The organism is bacterium endosymbiont of Pedicinus badii, from assembly GCF_002075085.1.
Classification (GTDB): domain Bacteria; phylum Pseudomonadota; class Gammaproteobacteria; order Enterobacterales; family Enterobacteriaceae; genus PRUG.
This window is the reverse complement of the sequence record NZ_LKAS01000001.1, coordinates 59,033-74,472: the sequence shown is the minus strand read 5'-3', so window position 1 is coordinate 74,472 and position 15,440 is coordinate 59,033. Positions and strand designations below refer to the sequence as shown.

The window sequence follows — 15,440 nt, the reverse complement described above, 5'->3', positions numbered from 1 at the left end:
TTTACACTATTATTCTATATATTTAGAATTTCTCATATATTTTCTTAAAACTCTAGGAATTTTTATTCTTCCGTTTCTTTTTTGAAAATTTTCCATAATAGCTACTAATGTTCTTCCTATAGCTAAACCTGATGCATTTAAGATATGTACAAATTTTTTTTTTCCATCGAAATCTATAAATTTAGCATTGATTCTTCTAGACTGAAAATCTGAAGTATTAGAACAAGAAGATACTTCAATATATCGATTTTCACTAGGAATCCAAACTTCTAAATCGTATGTTTTACAAGAAGAAAAACAAATTTCTTGAGAACAAAGAAGAACTTTTCTATAAGGAAGTTCTAAATTTTGTAAAATTTTTTCTGCATCTAGAGTAATTTCTTCTAAGGCTTGTTTTGATTTTTTTGGATGAACAATTTGTACTAATTCAACTTTGTCAAATTGATTTAGTCTAATCATACCTTGATTTTTTTTTCCATAAGATTTTCCTTCGTATCTGAAACAAGGAGAATGAGCAACAAATTTTTTTGGTAATTCTTGCACTTCAAAAATACGATTTTTAGCTAAATTTATTAAAGGAACCTCAGCGGTAGGTATTAAAAATTGATTTTCTTTTTCTTTTATATTAATAGCAAATAGGTTTTTTGAAAATTTTGGAAGTTGTCCAGATCCGTACAAAGCATCATATTTTACTATATAGGGTACGTAGATTTCTTGATAATTTATTTCAGTATGAAAATCTAGCATAAATTGTATGAGAGATCTATGCATTCTAGCAATTTGATTTTTTAAAATTACAAATTTTGAACCAGAAATTTCAGCAGAAGAAACAAAGTCAATTCCTTTTTTTTCGATTCCTATTTTTACATGATCTTGAATAAAAAATTTATTTCTTTTTGGATTTCCGAATTTCTTAATTTCTACATTATTTTTATAGTCTGTACCGTAAGGTACTTCTTTAGATAAAATATTTGGAATTTTTTCTAGGTAATCTTTTAAAATCTTTTTCTTTTCTTTTAGTAAATTTTTTTTTTCTTGTATACACTGGTTAATTTTTTTAATTCTTTTAAAATAAAGTTCTACTATTGCTACTTTATTTTTAGAAATTCCTATTTTTTTTGATATTTTATTTTTTTCTTTTTGTAATTTTTCTAATTCTATTTGTAATTTTTTTCTTTTTTCTTCTTCTAGAATTACAATTTTTTCATCTAAAAAAAAATTTCTTTTTAAAAGTTGTTTTTTTATTTCATAAAATTTTGTTTTTAATAAATTTTTATTTAGCATATTTTGTACTTACGAATTTTTGCATTAAATTAAAAATATTATTTACATTTTTGTTTTTTTTTCTTATTTAATAAATTAAAAATTTTTTTTTCAAATATTCTAAAATAAATTAATATACTTAGTAAAAGAGAAGCATATATCGAAATTTCTAAAAAAAATCTATTTTTAAAATATTTTTCTATTACATTATATAAAACAAAACCTACAATTCCACCAGATTGAAAATAAAAAAAGTTACTAAAATGCATACAAGATAGTATACAAAACAAAAAAGATAAAAGAATAAAATTTAAAAATTTTATAAAAAAAAAATTTAAATTTCATTTTTTTTTTAATTAAATAATTGCATATTCTCCAAATAGATATATAAAAAAATAGTAGAATAAAATAAATAGCTTTTCCAAACAATAAAAATAAAATATCAGATATCCAAGATCCAAATACTCCTCCAAAGTTGTTTATTATGCAGTTTTCTTTTATTTCTATTTTTGACCAATTTGGATCGTTAGGATCAAAACTGAGTAAAGAAACTAAGATATATAAAAAAAATAAAAAAAATAAAATAAAAAAAAATTTTATTACTTGTTTTTTAAGATTCATAGATAAAATTCTTATAAACATTCTTCTCAATACTTTTAGAAATTTAAATTTATAGAATATAATAAAAAAACTTCTAATAATAAATAGTTAAAACATTATATGCAAAAAAATAAAATAGTTATTATAGGATCTGGACCTGCAGGATATACAGCTTCAATATATTCTTCTAGATCAGGATTTCCTCCAATATTAATTACTGGAAATTTACCAGGAGGACAATTAAACTTTACTGAGAATATAGAAAATTGGCCTGGACAACAAAAAATTTCTGGAAGAGATTTAATGGAAAATATGCAAAAACAAACAAAAAAACTAGGAACGAAAGTTGTATTTGACACAATAAAATCGGTAGACTTTCAAAAAAATCCATTTATTTTATTTGGAGAAAAAAATAAGTATATCTGTAATTGTGTAATTATCGCAACAGGATCTTCTCCTAAATATCTGGGAATTAAATCAGAACAAGAATATTTAGGAAAAGGAGTTTCTACTTGTGCTGTTTGTGATGGATTTTTTTATAGAAATAAAAACGTTGCTGTCGTAGGAGGAGGCAATACTGCTTTAGAAGAAGTAATCTATCTATCTAAGATAGTAAAGAAAATTTATCTTATCCACAGAAGAGAAATTTTTAGAGCAGAAGATATACTAATTAAAAAATTAAAAAAGTGTGTAGAAGTAAAAAAAAATATAAAAATATACAAAAATTTTGAAATAAAAAAAATTTTAGGAAATAAAGATAAAATAAAAAGTATTATAATAAAAGAAAAGAATAAAAAAATAGAAAAAAAGATACAAATTTCTGGAATATTTATAGCTATTGGATATATTCCTAATAGCAAAATTTTTATAAAACACATTAAAACTCATAATGGATATATATGTACAAATTTTTTTAAAAAAAAAAATTTTTCTACTTCTACTTCTGTAGAAGGAGTATTTGCTGCTGGAGATATAATTGATCCTTTTTATAGACAAGCAATTACTTCTTCTGCTAGTGGATGTATGGCTGCTTTAGATGCAAAAAAATACCTTATGGAAAAATCTTTTTGAGGGAAAAATGAAAAATAAAAAAAATAGATATATACTACATTGGTTAACAAAAAGTAGATTTATTAAAATTCATATACTTTATTTATGTTTTTTTGCAATTTTTATAGGAATATCTAGTATTTGTTATCTGTACGTTTTTTCTTCTTCTATACAAAATCTTCTATCAAACCAAATTAAAGGTTCAGAAAATATTTTGATTCTTCTGTTCTTATTTTTATCAGTTAGAATAGTACTAAAATTTTTTCAAGAGATTTTAAGTTTTATTTTAGGTAAAAAAATTAAAAATAAAATTAGAAAAAAAATACTAAAATATATGCAAATCTTAGAATCTGAGAAAATAAAAAAAAAATCTATTGGAGATTGGAACAGTACTATAATAGAATGTGTAGAAGAAATAGGAAATTTTTATGTCAATTATCTACCTAGAGAAGTATTTTCTTTTGTATTGCCATTAGTCTTTTTGATAAAAATTTTTTCTATAAATTGGTTTTGTGGAACCACTATACTTTTAAGTATTCCAATTAATATCTTTTTTTTATCTATTATAGGAAAAAAAATATTTGATAAAAGTCAAAAAAGTTTTTCCTTACTATCTAGATTTTCTGGATATTTTTTAAATAGGATACAAGGAATTAGAACAATAAAAATCTTTAGTAAAAAGAAAAAAGAAACAAAAAAAATGATTTTTATACTAGAAGCTTTAAGAAAAAAAACATTTTCTATATTAAAAATAGCTTTTTTAAATTCAACAATATTAGAATTTTTTTCTGCTCTTATTATAGCTATAAATACTGTGTATTTAGGTTTCTATTATCTAAAAATTTTTAAATTTGGATTTTATGAAACACCATCTGTGGCTTTAGGTATTTTAGTATTTTTTCTTATTGTAGAATTCTTTATTCCAATAAAAGATTTGAGTAAATTTTATCACTGCAAAGCGCAATCTATAGAAGCTGCGAAGCAGGTTCTTCCAATTTTATTAATTTTGAAAAAGAGAAGTAAAATAAAAAAAGATAAGACAGATTTCTTTGATTCTATTGGAATTGAAGCCAAAAATCTTATAGTGCATTCAATTCAAGGAGATAAAATACTAGGTCCTGTAAATTTTAAAATACTTCCAAAACAAAAAGTAGCTATTTTAGGAGAAAGTGGATCTGGAAAGACTTCCATCATTTATGCTATATTCGGTATACTTCCATATTCTGGATCAATAAAAATTAATGGAATAGAACTAAAGAAAATATCAAAAAAAGAATGGAGAAAAAATATCAATTTTTTGAGTCAAAATCCTTACTTAACAGAATCGACTATACGAGAAAATATTACTTTTGGAAGCAATTGTTCCATTCAAAAAGAAGAAATACAAAAAATTTCTAAAGAGTCTCATATAGTGGAATTTTTAAATAAATTATCTGACGGAATAAAAACTAAAATTAGAAAAAAATCTACGGATCTTTTGTCTTATGGACAAATGCAAAGAATTTCAATTGCTAGATTTTTAGCAAGAAATTCTAAACTTTTAATACTGGACGAACCAACTTCAGGATTAGATTTGCAAAGTAAAAACATTATAGTAAAATCTTTACTAAGAAAAATAGAATCAAAAACATCCATTTTAATTACTCATAAGATAGATATGATTAAAAAATTTGATATAATTTTGAGAATTAAAAACGGAAAAATAATTTATACTAAAAACAAATAAAAATGTTTCAAGAAACAATTTCATACATAAAAAAAATTTTACTACATAAAAATTTATTTATTCTTAGCATAATATTTAGTTTTTTATCTGTTTTTTCTGGAGCTCTAATTTTTATTTTTTCTTTTCATTTTTTAGTTTATTGCGTAAATTACAATAGATACAAAATAAGTTACTTGCTTTTTTCTTCTATCATTCGTTTTATTTCTACACTAAAAATATTTAGTAATTGGATAGAAAAATTTTTCTCTCATAAAATTACTTTCATATTATTGAGAAATTTGAGAATTGATCTATTTAAGAGTATTTTCTCAAATTTCAGTAAATTATTGACACAATTTAAAAGATCTAATTTTTTAAATTGTATGATGCAAGATATCAATAATTTAGATAATTTTTATATTAAAGTAATTCTTCCTATTATAAGCTATGTAGTAGCTTTAATTTCTTTGAATCTTTTTGTTTATGCAATGCATCCAAAAATAGGAAATCTAATTAGTTTTTTCTTTCTTTTTGTTTCTCTAATATTCTTTCCAATCATTTACAAATTTGAAAAATTTAGTAGTAAAAAAAATCAATCTCTTTCTGAAAATTATCGATCTAGTTTAAATAAATGGATTAGATACAACCTAGAATACTTAATTTATGAAAAATCTTTAAAAAAAATAGAATCTATAGAAAATTTAGAAAAAGAATGGAATAGATACCAACTATTTTCTCATATTATTGAAATTACCATTAATTCTATTCTTTCAGTAGTGTATTTTGCAGCTTTTTATTTTATATTTATAAAAACATTTGAAAAAACTACTTTTTTAAATCTACGAGAAAAAAATAATTTTATAATACTATTTTCTATATTTATTTCTTATACAGAAATTTTTTCATTACTATTTTTTATACCAAAAAATTTAGCAAAAGCAAATATTTCTATAAAGAAAATTAGTCAAATGATTTTTAGAAACAAAAAAAGTAGTAATTTTTGTAAAAAAAATAAAAAACCAATTAGTATTGATATTCAAAATTTGTACTTTAAGTATCCTGTACAAATTTTTAATTCTATAGATGGAGTTTCTTTAAAAATTCTTCCTAATACATTTAATGTATTTATAGGAAGTAACGGTAGTGGAAAAACAACTTTATTAAAATTAATCTATAGAGAAATAAAAACAAAAAATGGAATAATAAAAATTAATAATGAAAATATTACTAGTTTTACAAGAAATGAAATTAATAAAATGATTTCTGTATTACCGAAAAATATCCATATATTTAATACTACTTTAAGAGAAAATTTAATCTTTTCTGAAGAAAAGAACAATAAGATAGATAAAAAAATTATAGAAATATTAGAAAAATTGAATCTAAAAAATCTTCTAAAAAAAGATAAAAATTTAGACTATTGGATTGGAGAAGGAGGAAGAAAATTATCATTAGGGGAAATAAAACGAATTGGTATTGCAAGGATGATTTTAAAAAACTGTCCTATATGGATATTAGATGAACCAACTGAATATTTAGACAAAAAAAATATAGAAAATTTGAAAAAAATTCTTTTTAAAAAAAATAATAAAAAAACTATTATACTAGCGACTCACTATATGGATTGGATAAAAAAATGCGATCAAATTTCCATTTTAGAAAATGGAAGAATTCTCCATTCCGGATCGTACAAGTATCTTATTGAAAGAAAAAAAATTTCTATTAAAAATTTTTTATTTTAGACTAATTATATAAAGGAAAAATATGACTAAAGAAGAAAATATAGAAATGAAAGGAACAGTTATTGATGCTTTACCTAATACTATGTTTAGAGTAAAGTTAGAAAATGGACATGTAATGATAGCACATATTTCTGGAAGAATAAGAAAAAATTACATTAGGATACTAGCAGGAGATAAAGTTATTGTCGAATTAACACCTTATGATCTAAATAAAGGAAGAATTATATTCAGAAGTAAAGAACAAAAAGAAAAAAATAATTCTAATAATAATAACTAAGTAATATAATTTGAAAAAAAATTCTCTTCTTTTTCTATTTCTTGAAAGTTTTTGTATTTTTTAACTGTACCAATTAATGGAGCACAAATTTTTTTTGATAGGAATTGTAGATATTCTTTTTTTTCTGACATCTTGTTTTTAAAATTTGCAACCCATCCAAATATTATCCCTTTAGAGTTTTTAATTGCATATTGAGTTAATAAAGCATGATTTATACAGCCAATTTTCATATTTACTACTAGTATAATTTTTATTTTATTTTCCAAAATCCAATCGCTAAGAAACTGTGATTCATTTATAGGAGTAAGCCATCCTCCAGCTCCTTCAATTATTATATATTCAGAAATTTTTTGTAATTTTTTAAAGTTTTCTGAAAGAACTTTTTTTTTAATAGTAATGTTTTGTTTTTTTGCTGCAATATGAGGTGCTGTTGGTTTTATGAAAAAATAAGGATTCATCATTTTGTTAGAAACTTTTAGATTACTAAAATATTTTAATTTTTGTGCATCTCTATTTTTTATTTGTCCATTTTCTAAAAAAGATCCAGAAGATATTGGCTTAAATCCTATAACTTTACGTCCAAAATTTTTAATAGAATTTATTATTAGACAAGAAACTACTGTTTTTCCCGAATTTGTATCAGTTCCTGTTATAAAAAAAGTTTTTTTATTCACAATGTATTATCCCATATGCTATTATGTAACTTAAAATAAATTTTTCTTTTTCTTTTCTTGGCCAGAACTTTTCTATTTTCTTTATTTTTTGTTTGCCAATTAATCCAGAAAAAGAATTTTTTCTGTCTACATAGTTTGTTCCTGTATTTTTAAAATCTCTAAAAATATCTATTATTCTGTAATAATAAAATTTTTTTACTTTAAAAAAAATATCATATTTATAAGGAAAGCAAAAAGAAATAATATTTTCTTTTTTTTCAAAGGAATTAATGTGCTTGTAATCATCTATTTTTTTCCAAGCATTTTGCAATTCTACTAAAGAACCTTTAACTAAAGTTGAAAAAGCTATTTTTCCTCCTTTTTTTATAATTCTAAAAAATTCAGATTTTACCTTTTTCATATCACACCATTGGATAGATAGATTGCTAAATATCACATCTATAGATTCGTTTTTTATAGGAATGTACTCCATATCTCCAAGAACATAAAAATCAGCCGAATTTTTATATTTGGAATATTGTAGCATCTTCCAAGAAGAATCTAAAGCTATTACATAATTATGTTTTTTAAAAAATCTACTAAAAAATCCTGTACCGGATCCAGCATCTAAAATACAATTTTTTCTAATTATTCCTAAAACTTTTTTTAAATAATTTCCTGAAATTTTTTGTAAAAAATTATTTTTTTCATAGTATTTAGAAACTTGATCAAATTTTTTAGATATTTTTATTTTTTTACTTAAAAAATCATTGTACATATTTTTTTTTTAATACTTTTAGAGAAAAAAGCAAAGAATCTATGTCATTGTCACTATGTTCTGAAGTTATAATAATACGAAGTCTAGAAGTTTTAGGAGGGACAGTTGGAGGAAGAATAGCTGTTACCCAAAATCCTAAGAATCTTAAGAATTTTTCTGCTTTTATAGTTTTTTCATTATTTCCTATGATAATAGTTTGAATTGGACTACTAGATTTAGTAGTCAAAAAATTTAAAGATTTTATTCCTTTTCTAAATCTTTTTATATTTTTTAAAAGTTTTTTTCTTAGAAGCATTCCTTTTTTACGCATCTCTGAAAAAGCTATTTTTATAGCAACAATTTGTGCAGGAGGCATGGAAGTGCTATATATCAAATTTTTACAAAACTGCCAAAAGTAATCTAAAAATTCTTTTTCTTTGAAAAGAACAATTGCTCCTTGTATACCCAGTGCCTTACTAAAAGTAAAGACCAGGAAATCAGGTTTACAAATTTTCCAAGTAGATCCTCTTCCATTTTCTCCTAATATTCCAAATGCATGAGCATCATCTACAATAAGAAAAGAATTGTACTTTTTTTTTAAAAGATATATTTCCTTTAAAGGAGATACATCCCCGTCCATACTAAATATTCCTTCTGTAAAAATGAATTTATTTTCAGAATAATTTTTTCTTAAAATTTTTTCTAAAGATCGAAAATCATTATGCAAAAATCTGGAAAATTTCAAAGAAGATCTAATGATTTCTTCCATTATAGATGCATGCATGAACCTATCAACAATAATAAAATCTTTTTTTTCTATTAAAACTTTTATTATAGACTGATTTGCACAAAATCCAGAATTAAAAATTAGTCCACAAGAATACTTCATCCATTTAGAAATTTTCTCTTCTAGTTCTTTTTGTAATGAACTATAGCCCACTATGTGGGAAGAACTTGTTGAACCAATTCCGAATTTTTCAATTGCTTTTTTGTATGCAGAAATTACTCTAAAATTTCTAGCTAATCCTAAATAATTATTATTAGAAAAATTTAGATACTTTTTATTTTTATAAAAAATCCATTTTTTATTTCCATGATTGATAATTTTTTTTTTTCTATACAAGAACTTTTTTTTTCTATCTAAAATTGATTCCTTCACTTTTTTTAATAAACTATTCATATAAAATCATTTTGCTTCATAGTACAAATCGTTTCTATTTGTTATGCGAAAATTAGAATTGTTTAATTCTTCCTTTTCTTTATAAAAAAGGTTCTTTTTTTCTATTTTTAGATCTAATTTTTTAAATAATTCTATATCTTTTTCCACTTTTACATTAGAAACAGTCAATAATTTGCATCCATAAAAAATAGAATTTGCTCCAGCTAAAAAGCATAATGCTTGTGTTTGCTCATTCATATTTTCTCTTCCAGCAGAAAGTCGAACATATGAAGTAGGCATCATAATTCTAGCTACTGCTATTGTTCTTATTAAATCAAAAGGATCTAATTCCTTAATATTTTTATTATATAAAGGAGTTCCTTTATTTTTTACTAAAACATTTATGGGAATACTTTCCGGAGATTTTTTTAAATTTGCTAATTCGACTAATAGTTCAATTCTATCTATTTTTTCTTCTCCTAAACCTAAAATTCCTCCAGAACAGACTTTTATGCCGGATTTTCTAACAACTTTTAAAGTGTCTAATCTTTCTTGATAATTTCTTGTAGAAATTATTTTACTATAGAATCTTCTTGAAGTATCTAAGTTGTGATTATAGAAATCTAATCCTGCTTCTGCTAGTTTTTTAGCTTGTTTTTCTTTTAAAAAACCTAATGTCATACAAGTTTCTAATCCCAATTTTTTCACTTTTTTTATAACTTCTACTAAATAAGGAATATCTCTATCTTTGGGGTTTCTCCAAGCAGCTCCCATACAAAATCTTGTAGAACCAGACTGTAAAGCCTTTTTTGCAGATTGTAAAATTTTTTCTATTTTTAATAAATTTTCTTTCTTAATTTTTGTTTTATATCTAGCACTTTGAGCACAGTACTGACAATCTTCAGGACATGCACCTGTTTTAATAGACAGTAGTGTACTGACTTGTATATTTTGTACATTAAAATTTTTTCTATGCACCATTTGTGCATCAAATAATAGATCAAAAAAAGGCTTTTTAAAAAGTTTTTTTGTTCTTTTTACAGTCCATACTTCATTTTTTAACATAATTTTAAATTATAGATTATCATTATAATTAGTGTAAAGAATACTAAAAAACTGTCAATAGAATGTTATATTATAAGGAGCAAATAGTATGAATTTTCAAGATATAGATTTTGACAAAAAGCATATATGGCATCCATACACTTCTATAAAAAATCCTCTTCCAGTATACCCCATTGTGTATGCTAAAGATTGTTATCTATTTTTAAATAATGGAAAAAAACTAATTGATGGTATGTCTTCATGGTGGTCTACAATACATGGTTATAATCATCCTATTATCAATAAAGCTATACAAAATCAAATAAAAAAAATGTCTCATGTTATGTTTGGAGGAATTACTCATCAACCTGCTATAGATCTTTGTAGAAAACTAATAAAAATAGTACCTAAAAATTTAGAATGTGTTTTTTTATCTGATTCTGGTTCTGTTTCTATAGAAGTAGCTATAAAAATGGCTTTACAGTATTGGAAAGGAAAAAATAATACAAAAAAAAATAAATTTTTTTCTCTCAAAAATGGATATCATGGAGATACATTTGGAGCAATTTCTGTTTGTGATCCAAAAAACTCTATACATGATCTATATTTTACAAAAAGAAATCTTTTTTCTAATCATTTTTTGGAATCTCCTAAAAGAAAATTTGGAGATACTTGGAAAAATACTGATATATTCGAAATAGAAAAAAAAATAAAAAAATATCATAAAGAAGTAGCTGCTCTAATACTAGAACCAATTGTGCAAGCTATAGGAGGAATGAATTTCTACCATAAAAAATATCTTATTAAAATTAGGGAGCTTTGCTATAAGTACGGTATTCTTATGATCTGTGATGAAATTGCTACAGGATTTGGAAGAACAGGGAAACTTTTTGCCTGTAATTACGCAAAAATTAGTCCAGACATTTTATGTATTGGAAAAGCTTTAACTGGTGGTACTATAACATTAGCAGCTACATTAACAACAAAAAAAATAGCTTATACCATTAGTAATGGATCTACAAATTGTTTTATGCATGGACCTACTTTTATGGCAAACCCTTTAGCTTGTGCATCTGCAACAGCAAGTTTACAAATATTAGAAAACACTAATTGGAAATCTTTAGTATCGAAAATTTCTATAGAATTAAAATCTGGATTGTCTAAATTAGAAAAACATCCAATGGTAAAAAATACCAGAGTATTAGGATCTATAGGAGTTGTAGAAACAAAATTTTTGATTAATATAAAAAACATACAAAAAATTTTTGTTAAAGAAGGAGTTTGGATAAGACCTTTTAGAAATATAATATACCTAACTCCTCCTTATATTATTTCTAAAAAAAATATAAAAAAACTAATTATTGCTATTTCAAAATCTTTAGATCATAAAAAAAATTTTTTTTTAAAAAATTAGTTTATAAAAAAATAGAAGAAATTGGATTTTTCCCAGTTTCAATTTGACAAAGATTTAAAAGTTTTCCATATTTCTTATCTATTTTGTAAATACAGAGTTCATTAGATTCTTGTCCAACACAAGCTAAGTATTTACCATTTTTTTCTATAGAAAAACTTCTAGGCTGTTTTGTAGTTTTTTGTATTCTTAATAGTTTTATACAATCTCCTTTTTGATTTGCAATAAAACAGGATAAAATACTATGCCTTCGTTCTGCAGTATATATCCATTTTGCATTAGAAGTAATACATATTTCTGAAGACCAAAAATAATTGAAATTTTTTGGTAAACTTGCAATGTTATCAATAATTTTATAGCTATTTCTATCTATTATAGAAACTAATCCGTTTTTTTCTCCTATTAAATAAGAATATTTATTTTTAGGATGAAAAATAATGTGTCTAGGACCAAAAAATTTACTAGTTTTTACTACTTTATGCAAAGAAATACTAAGATTTTTATGTAATTTATATATTTTTACAGAATCTTCTTTTAAAGAAGTTGCCCATATTAGCTTTTTTTTTTCGTCAAAAATTATACAATGACAAGAAGAAAGATGCATTTTACGTACAAAAAATAATTTTTTTTTTTTTATACTAATAATTCCAAAACAATTTCCATGATAAGATGCGTAAAAAACTAGATTCTTTTTTTCACTTACAGATATATAAGTAGGAATACATCCAATATTTATAAAAGAAATCTTTTTTATTACTTTTTTTGGATCTTTTTTATAAAAAAAAATTTCTTTTTTTCTAGTTCCTACAAAAAAATATTTTTTTTTAAGTATATTAGAAATTGGTTGACAAAATTTCAATTTTTCTCTTTTTAGAAGAGTAACTATTTTTTTTCCATCAAATTTGAATATATAAAGAAAACCTTCATCTAAGCAAGCTACACATATAAAAAAATCTGTATTTTTCATTTTTGTAAACCTAAAAAAATTAATTTTTTTATTAGACTATTATAAGAAATTTGTTTCTCTTTCCAAAGTCTATAAAAAATGCTCTTTTTCCCCATTCCTGGAACGGTATTTATTTCGTTAAAAAATACTTTATTTTTTTTATCCAATAAAAAACTAATTCTTGCCATATGAGAACATTTTAATTTTGTAAAAATTTTTATTGAGTATTTTTTAATTAATTTTTTTGTTTTTTCCTCTAAACATGCTGGAATAATTAAATTATTTGTGCTACTTTTTATATATTTTTTGTAAAAATTGTAAAAAAATTTTTTTGTATCTATTTCTCCATAAGAACTAATGCAAAATTTGTTTCCTATTTTAATAATTCCTACTTCAATTTCTTTGCCAAATATGTACTTTTCTATTAAAACTTCTTTACTAATAGAAAATATTTTACTTAAAGATTTAAAAAATTTTTTTTCTTTGAATATTTTTTCAACACCTATGGAAGACCCTTGATCGACAGGCTTAATAACAAAAGGTATTCCAAAAACTTTTTTTAAAAAATCAAATTTTGGAATAATAGAATCCTTTTTTATAAAAATAAAAGGAACTATACTAATATTTTCTCTTTTTATAATTCCTTTTGTAACTCTTTTATTTATACAAATAGAAGAACTATAAACTCTTGATCCAAGATACTTAATATATAAAGACTCTAAAAATCCTTGCAAATTCCCATTTTCTCCTTCTGAACCATATATTATTGGAAAAGCTAGATCAATTTTCGGTAACCAAATTTTTTTAGAAAAATTAAAAAATTTTTTTTTTTGTTTTCCTGGAAAAATTGCTAAATTTTTTTTTTTTCTAATAAGACTAATTTTATTTATATGTTTCTCATTTTTGAGATATTTTTTATAATTTTCGTATTGTATCCATTCCCCTTTTTTATTAATTGCAAACAAAAAAATATTAAAATTTTTTTTATCTACGTTTTTAAGTACATCTTGAGATGAATACAATGAAACTCTATGTTCTTTTGAAGTTCCGCCTACCAAAAAAAGTATATTTTTTTTAGAAAATTTTGTATACATATTATAAATAATTATTTATTATAATATACAATATAAACCTTAAGTAACACTTTGTAAAAATAAAATGAAACAAAAAACTAGTATGATTTTGGTTAGACACGGAGAAAGTGAATGGAATAAGAAAAATATTTTTACTGGATGGACTGATATTCCACTTTCTGATAATGGAATCAAAGAAGCTAAGAAAGTTGGAAAAATTCTAAAAAAAAATAAATTTTTTTTCCATTTAGGATATACATCCTATTTAAAAAGAGCTATATGGACATTATGGTACATACTTGAAGAAATGAATTTGTGTTGGATACCTATTAAAAAAAATTGGAGATTAAATGAAAGGCACTACGGATTTTTACAAGGCTTAAATAAAGTAAGTATAGAAGAACAATACGGATCCAAACAATTTAGTCTTTGGAGAAGGAGTTTTTCTACTAAACCACCAAAATGTTCTCAAAAATCTTATGATATCATTAAAAATGATCAGAAATACTCTAATGTTAATAAAAATAATATTCCTTTTACAGAAAGTCTAGAAGATACTTTACTTAGAGTAAAAAAATATTGGAAAAAAGAAATAAAGCCGAAAATCTTAGAAAAAAATAAAATTATTATTGCGGCACATGGAAACTCTATTAGAGCAATAATAAAATTATTAGCTAATTTAAATGAAATAGAAATAATGAAATTGGAAATTCCCACTGGCAGACCTATTCTTTGCGAATTCGATACAAAATGCAATTATTTGCAACATAGGTATATTTAGTCTAATAATTCTTTGTGCTGAAATTAATCATTTTTTTTAAAGGAATAAGTGCTTTTTTTCTTATTTTCTCTTCTAAATGAATTTCATTTTTTTTCCAGTTTTTTTTTAAAAGTTTTAAAATAGATTTTATACTGTTCATTTTCATCCAAGGACATTCTGCACAACTCTTACAATTAATATTATTATCATAAGTAGGAGCTATAAGAAATTTTTTTTCTGGACAAAATTGCTTAATTTTAAATAGTATTCCTTTTTCTGTAGCTAAGATTATTTCTCTATTTGAAAATACCTTAGAAGCTTGTATAATCTGTTTAGTAGATCCAACAAAATCTGCTATTTGTATAATTCCCTCAGAAGATTCGGGATGTGCAAAAACTGCAGCTTTTGGATAGATTTTTTTCATATTTTTTAAAGAGTCTATTTTAAATTCTTCATGTACTATACATTTTCCATCCCAAAGAATCATATCTGCTCCTGTTTTTTTTTTAATAAACATTCCTAAATTTTTATCAGGAGCCCAAATAATCTTTTTTTTTCTTTTCATCAAGAAAGAAACTATCTGAATTGCTATACTTGATGTGACTACCCAATTGGACATAGCTTTAATAGAAGCTGAAGTATTTGCATATACGACCACTTCTCTTTTTGGATACTTTTTACAAAATTTTGAAAATTCTTCTTTTTTACATCCAATATCTAAAGAACATTCTGCTTCTAAGTTAGGCATAAGAACATTTTTTTCTGGACTTAGTATTTTTGCTGTTTCTCCCATAAATCGTACTCCAGCAACTATTAGATTTTTAGAAGAACTTTTTTTTCCAAACTTTGCCATTTCTAAAGAATCAGAAACGCATCCTCCTGTTAAATCTGCTAATTCTTGTATTTCTGGATTTGTATAATAGTGTGCAACAATAGTTGCATTTCTTTTTTTTAAAAGAGTACTAATTTCTTTAAAAATTTCTTTTTTATTTCTTTTCAT

The 15,440-nt window shown here is 23.2% G+C and carries 16 protein-coding genes; 6 read left to right on the top strand and 10 right to left on the bottom strand.

Features of this window, described 5'->3' with window-relative positions; translation table 11 throughout:
• Positions 1 to 9: 9 nt before the first annotated feature.
• Genes serS through AOQ89_RS00390 form a run of 3 tightly spaced genes read right to left on the bottom strand, consistent with a single transcriptional unit; the run spans position 10 to position 1,905 of the window.
• Entirely contained in the window at positions 10 to 1,284 is a 1,275-nt protein-coding gene (gene serS, locus AOQ89_RS00400) for a serine--tRNA ligase (protein WP_080872206.1), read from the bottom strand.
• Between the two features lie 38 nt (positions 1,285 to 1,322).
• The gene (locus AOQ89_RS00395; protein WP_143715365.1) at positions 1,323 to 1,532 is read right to left on the bottom strand and encodes a hypothetical protein; all 210 of its coding nucleotides are present in this window, start codon (positions 1,530 to 1,532) and stop codon (positions 1,323 to 1,325) included.
• On the bottom strand, positions 1,522 to 1,905 hold the full coding sequence (locus tag AOQ89_RS00390) for a DNA translocase FtsK 4TM domain-containing protein (RefSeq protein ID WP_080872203.1): 384 nt from the start codon (positions 1,903 to 1,905) through the stop codon (positions 1,522 to 1,524). The genes AOQ89_RS00395 and AOQ89_RS00390 overlap by 11 nt, the downstream gene beginning before the upstream one ends.
• A gap of 78 nt (positions 1,906 to 1,983) precedes the next feature.
• On the opposite strand from AOQ89_RS00390, the gene trxB reads away from it, so the two are divergent.
• The 4 genes from trxB to infA are packed head-to-tail and all read left to right on the top strand — an operon-like array spanning position 1,984 to position 6,637.
• The gene (trxB, locus tag AOQ89_RS00385) at positions 1,984 to 2,934 is read left to right on the top strand and encodes a thioredoxin-disulfide reductase (protein WP_080872201.1); all 951 of its coding nucleotides are present in this window, start codon (positions 1,984 to 1,986) and stop codon (positions 2,932 to 2,934) included.
• Between the two features lie 7 nt (positions 2,935 to 2,941).
• Positions 2,942 to 4,639, top strand: a complete 1,698-nt coding sequence (locus AOQ89_RS00380) for an ATP-binding cassette domain-containing protein (RefSeq protein WP_195909749.1) — start codon at positions 2,942 to 2,944, stop codon at positions 4,637 to 4,639.
• A 2-nt stretch (positions 4,640 to 4,641) separates the two neighbouring features.
• Positions 4,642 to 6,360 carry an ATP-binding cassette domain-containing protein gene (locus tag AOQ89_RS00375; protein ID WP_080872198.1) on the top strand — a complete coding sequence of 573 codons (1,719 nt, stop codon included), beginning with the start codon at positions 4,642 to 4,644 and terminating at the stop codon, positions 6,358 to 6,360.
• 22 nt (positions 6,361 to 6,382) lie between these two features.
• Positions 6,383 to 6,637, top strand: a complete 255-nt coding sequence (gene infA / locus AOQ89_RS00370; RefSeq protein ID WP_080872196.1) for a translation initiation factor IF-1 — start codon at positions 6,383 to 6,385, stop codon at positions 6,635 to 6,637.
• Here the strand turns inward: infA and bioD are convergent.
• Genes bioD through bioB form a run of 4 tightly spaced genes read right to left on the bottom strand, consistent with a single transcriptional unit; the run spans position 6,634 to position 10,271 of the window.
• On the bottom strand, positions 6,634 to 7,311 hold the full coding sequence (bioD, locus tag AOQ89_RS00365) for a dethiobiotin synthase (protein ID WP_195909748.1): 678 nt from the start codon (positions 7,309 to 7,311) through the stop codon (positions 6,634 to 6,636). The two genes, infA and bioD, sit on opposite strands and share 4 nt — an antisense overlap.
• Positions 7,304 to 8,068 (bottom strand): methyltransferase domain-containing protein, encoded by a 765-nt coding sequence (locus tag AOQ89_RS00360; protein WP_080872193.1) that lies wholly within the window; start codon positions 8,066 to 8,068, stop codon positions 7,304 to 7,306. The genes bioD and AOQ89_RS00360 overlap by 8 nt, the downstream gene beginning before the upstream one ends.
• Positions 8,058 to 9,227 (bottom strand): aminotransferase class I/II-fold pyridoxal phosphate-dependent enzyme, encoded by a 1,170-nt coding sequence (locus AOQ89_RS00355; protein WP_080872191.1) that lies wholly within the window; start codon positions 9,225 to 9,227, stop codon positions 8,058 to 8,060. Before AOQ89_RS00355 ends, AOQ89_RS00360 begins: the two co-directional genes overlap by 11 nt.
• A 6-nt stretch (positions 9,228 to 9,233) precedes the next feature.
• Positions 9,234 to 10,271 (bottom strand): biotin synthase BioB, encoded by a 1,038-nt coding sequence (bioB, locus tag AOQ89_RS00350; protein WP_080872189.1) that lies wholly within the window; start codon positions 10,269 to 10,271, stop codon positions 9,234 to 9,236.
• Between the two features lie 88 nt (positions 10,272 to 10,359).
• Here bioB and bioA point away from each other — a divergent pair, with 88 nt between their 5' ends.
• Positions 10,360 to 11,664 carry an adenosylmethionine--8-amino-7-oxononanoate transaminase gene (gene bioA, locus AOQ89_RS00345; RefSeq protein WP_080872185.1) on the top strand — a complete coding sequence of 435 codons (1,305 nt, stop codon included), beginning with the start codon at positions 10,360 to 10,362 and terminating at the stop codon, positions 11,662 to 11,664.
• A 1-nt stretch (position 11,665) separates the two neighbouring features.
• Here bioA and AOQ89_RS00340 read toward each other — a convergent pair whose 3' ends face one another.
• Positions 11,666 to 12,628 (bottom strand): beta-propeller fold lactonase family protein, encoded by a 963-nt coding sequence (locus AOQ89_RS00340; protein WP_080872182.1) that lies wholly within the window; start codon positions 12,626 to 12,628, stop codon positions 11,666 to 11,668.
• On the bottom strand, positions 12,625 to 13,701 hold the full coding sequence (locus AOQ89_RS00335; protein WP_080872180.1) for a D-alanine--D-alanine ligase: 1,077 nt from the start codon (positions 13,699 to 13,701) through the stop codon (positions 12,625 to 12,627). Before AOQ89_RS00335 ends, AOQ89_RS00340 begins: the two co-directional genes overlap by 4 nt.
• Positions 13,702 to 13,765: 64 nt before the next feature.
• Here AOQ89_RS00335 and gpmA point away from each other — a divergent pair, with 64 nt between their 5' ends.
• Positions 13,766 to 14,461, top strand: coding sequence for a 2,3-diphosphoglycerate-dependent phosphoglycerate mutase (gene gpmA, locus AOQ89_RS00330; RefSeq protein WP_080872176.1), 696 nt, complete (start codon positions 13,766 to 13,768; stop codon positions 14,459 to 14,461).
• 1 nt (position 14,462) lies between these two features.
• Here gpmA and nadA read toward each other — a convergent pair whose 3' ends face one another.
• Positions 14,463 to 15,440, bottom strand: coding sequence for a quinolinate synthase NadA (nadA, locus tag AOQ89_RS00325; protein WP_080872173.1), 978 nt, complete (start codon positions 15,438 to 15,440; stop codon positions 14,463 to 14,465).

What these genes read in the sequence shown, in the direction of transcription:
- AOQ89_RS00355 (WP_080872191.1), bottom strand. Translation starts at nt 9,227, where the DNA reads ATGAATAGTTTATTAAAAAAAGTGAAGGAATCAATTTTAGATAGAAAA.
- serS (WP_080872206.1), bottom strand. Translation starts at nt 1,284, where the DNA reads ATGCTAAATAAAAATTTATTAAAAACAAAATTTTATGAAATAAAAAAA.
- nadA (WP_080872173.1), bottom strand. Translation starts at nt 15,440, where the DNA reads ATGAAAAGAAATAAAAAAGAAATTTTTAAAGAAATTAGTACTCTTTTA.
- AOQ89_RS00335 (WP_080872180.1), bottom strand. Translation starts at nt 13,701, where the DNA reads ATGTATACAAAATTTTCTAAAAAAAATATACTTTTTTTGGTAGGCGGA.
- gpmA (WP_080872176.1), top strand. Translation starts at nt 13,766, where the DNA reads ATGAAACAAAAAACTAGTATGATTTTGGTTAGACACGGAGAAAGTGAA.
- AOQ89_RS00390 (WP_080872203.1), bottom strand. Translation starts at nt 1,905, where the DNA reads ATGTTTATAAGAATTTTATCTATGAATCTTAAAAAACAAGTAATAAAA.
- AOQ89_RS00395 (WP_143715365.1), bottom strand. Translation starts at nt 1,532, where the DNA reads ATGCATTTTAGTAACTTTTTTTATTTTCAATCTGGTGGAATTGTAGGT.
- bioB (WP_080872189.1), bottom strand. Translation starts at nt 10,271, where the DNA reads ATGTTAAAAAATGAAGTATGGACTGTAAAAAGAACAAAAAAACTTTTT.
- bioA (WP_080872185.1), top strand. Translation starts at nt 10,360, where the DNA reads ATGAATTTTCAAGATATAGATTTTGACAAAAAGCATATATGGCATCCA.
- AOQ89_RS00380 (WP_195909749.1), top strand. Translation starts at nt 2,942, where the DNA reads ATGAAAAATAAAAAAAATAGATATATACTACATTGGTTAACAAAAAGT.
- infA (WP_080872196.1), top strand. Translation starts at nt 6,383, where the DNA reads ATGACTAAAGAAGAAAATATAGAAATGAAAGGAACAGTTATTGATGCT.
- trxB (WP_080872201.1), top strand. Translation starts at nt 1,984, where the DNA reads ATGCAAAAAAATAAAATAGTTATTATAGGATCTGGACCTGCAGGATAT.
- AOQ89_RS00375 (WP_080872198.1), top strand. Translation starts at nt 4,642, where the DNA reads ATGTTTCAAGAAACAATTTCATACATAAAAAAAATTTTACTACATAAA.
- AOQ89_RS00360 (WP_080872193.1), bottom strand. Translation starts at nt 8,068, where the DNA reads ATGTACAATGATTTTTTAAGTAAAAAAATAAAAATATCTAAAAAATTT.
- AOQ89_RS00340 (WP_080872182.1), bottom strand. Translation starts at nt 12,628, where the DNA reads ATGAAAAATACAGATTTTTTTATATGTGTAGCTTGCTTAGATGAAGGT.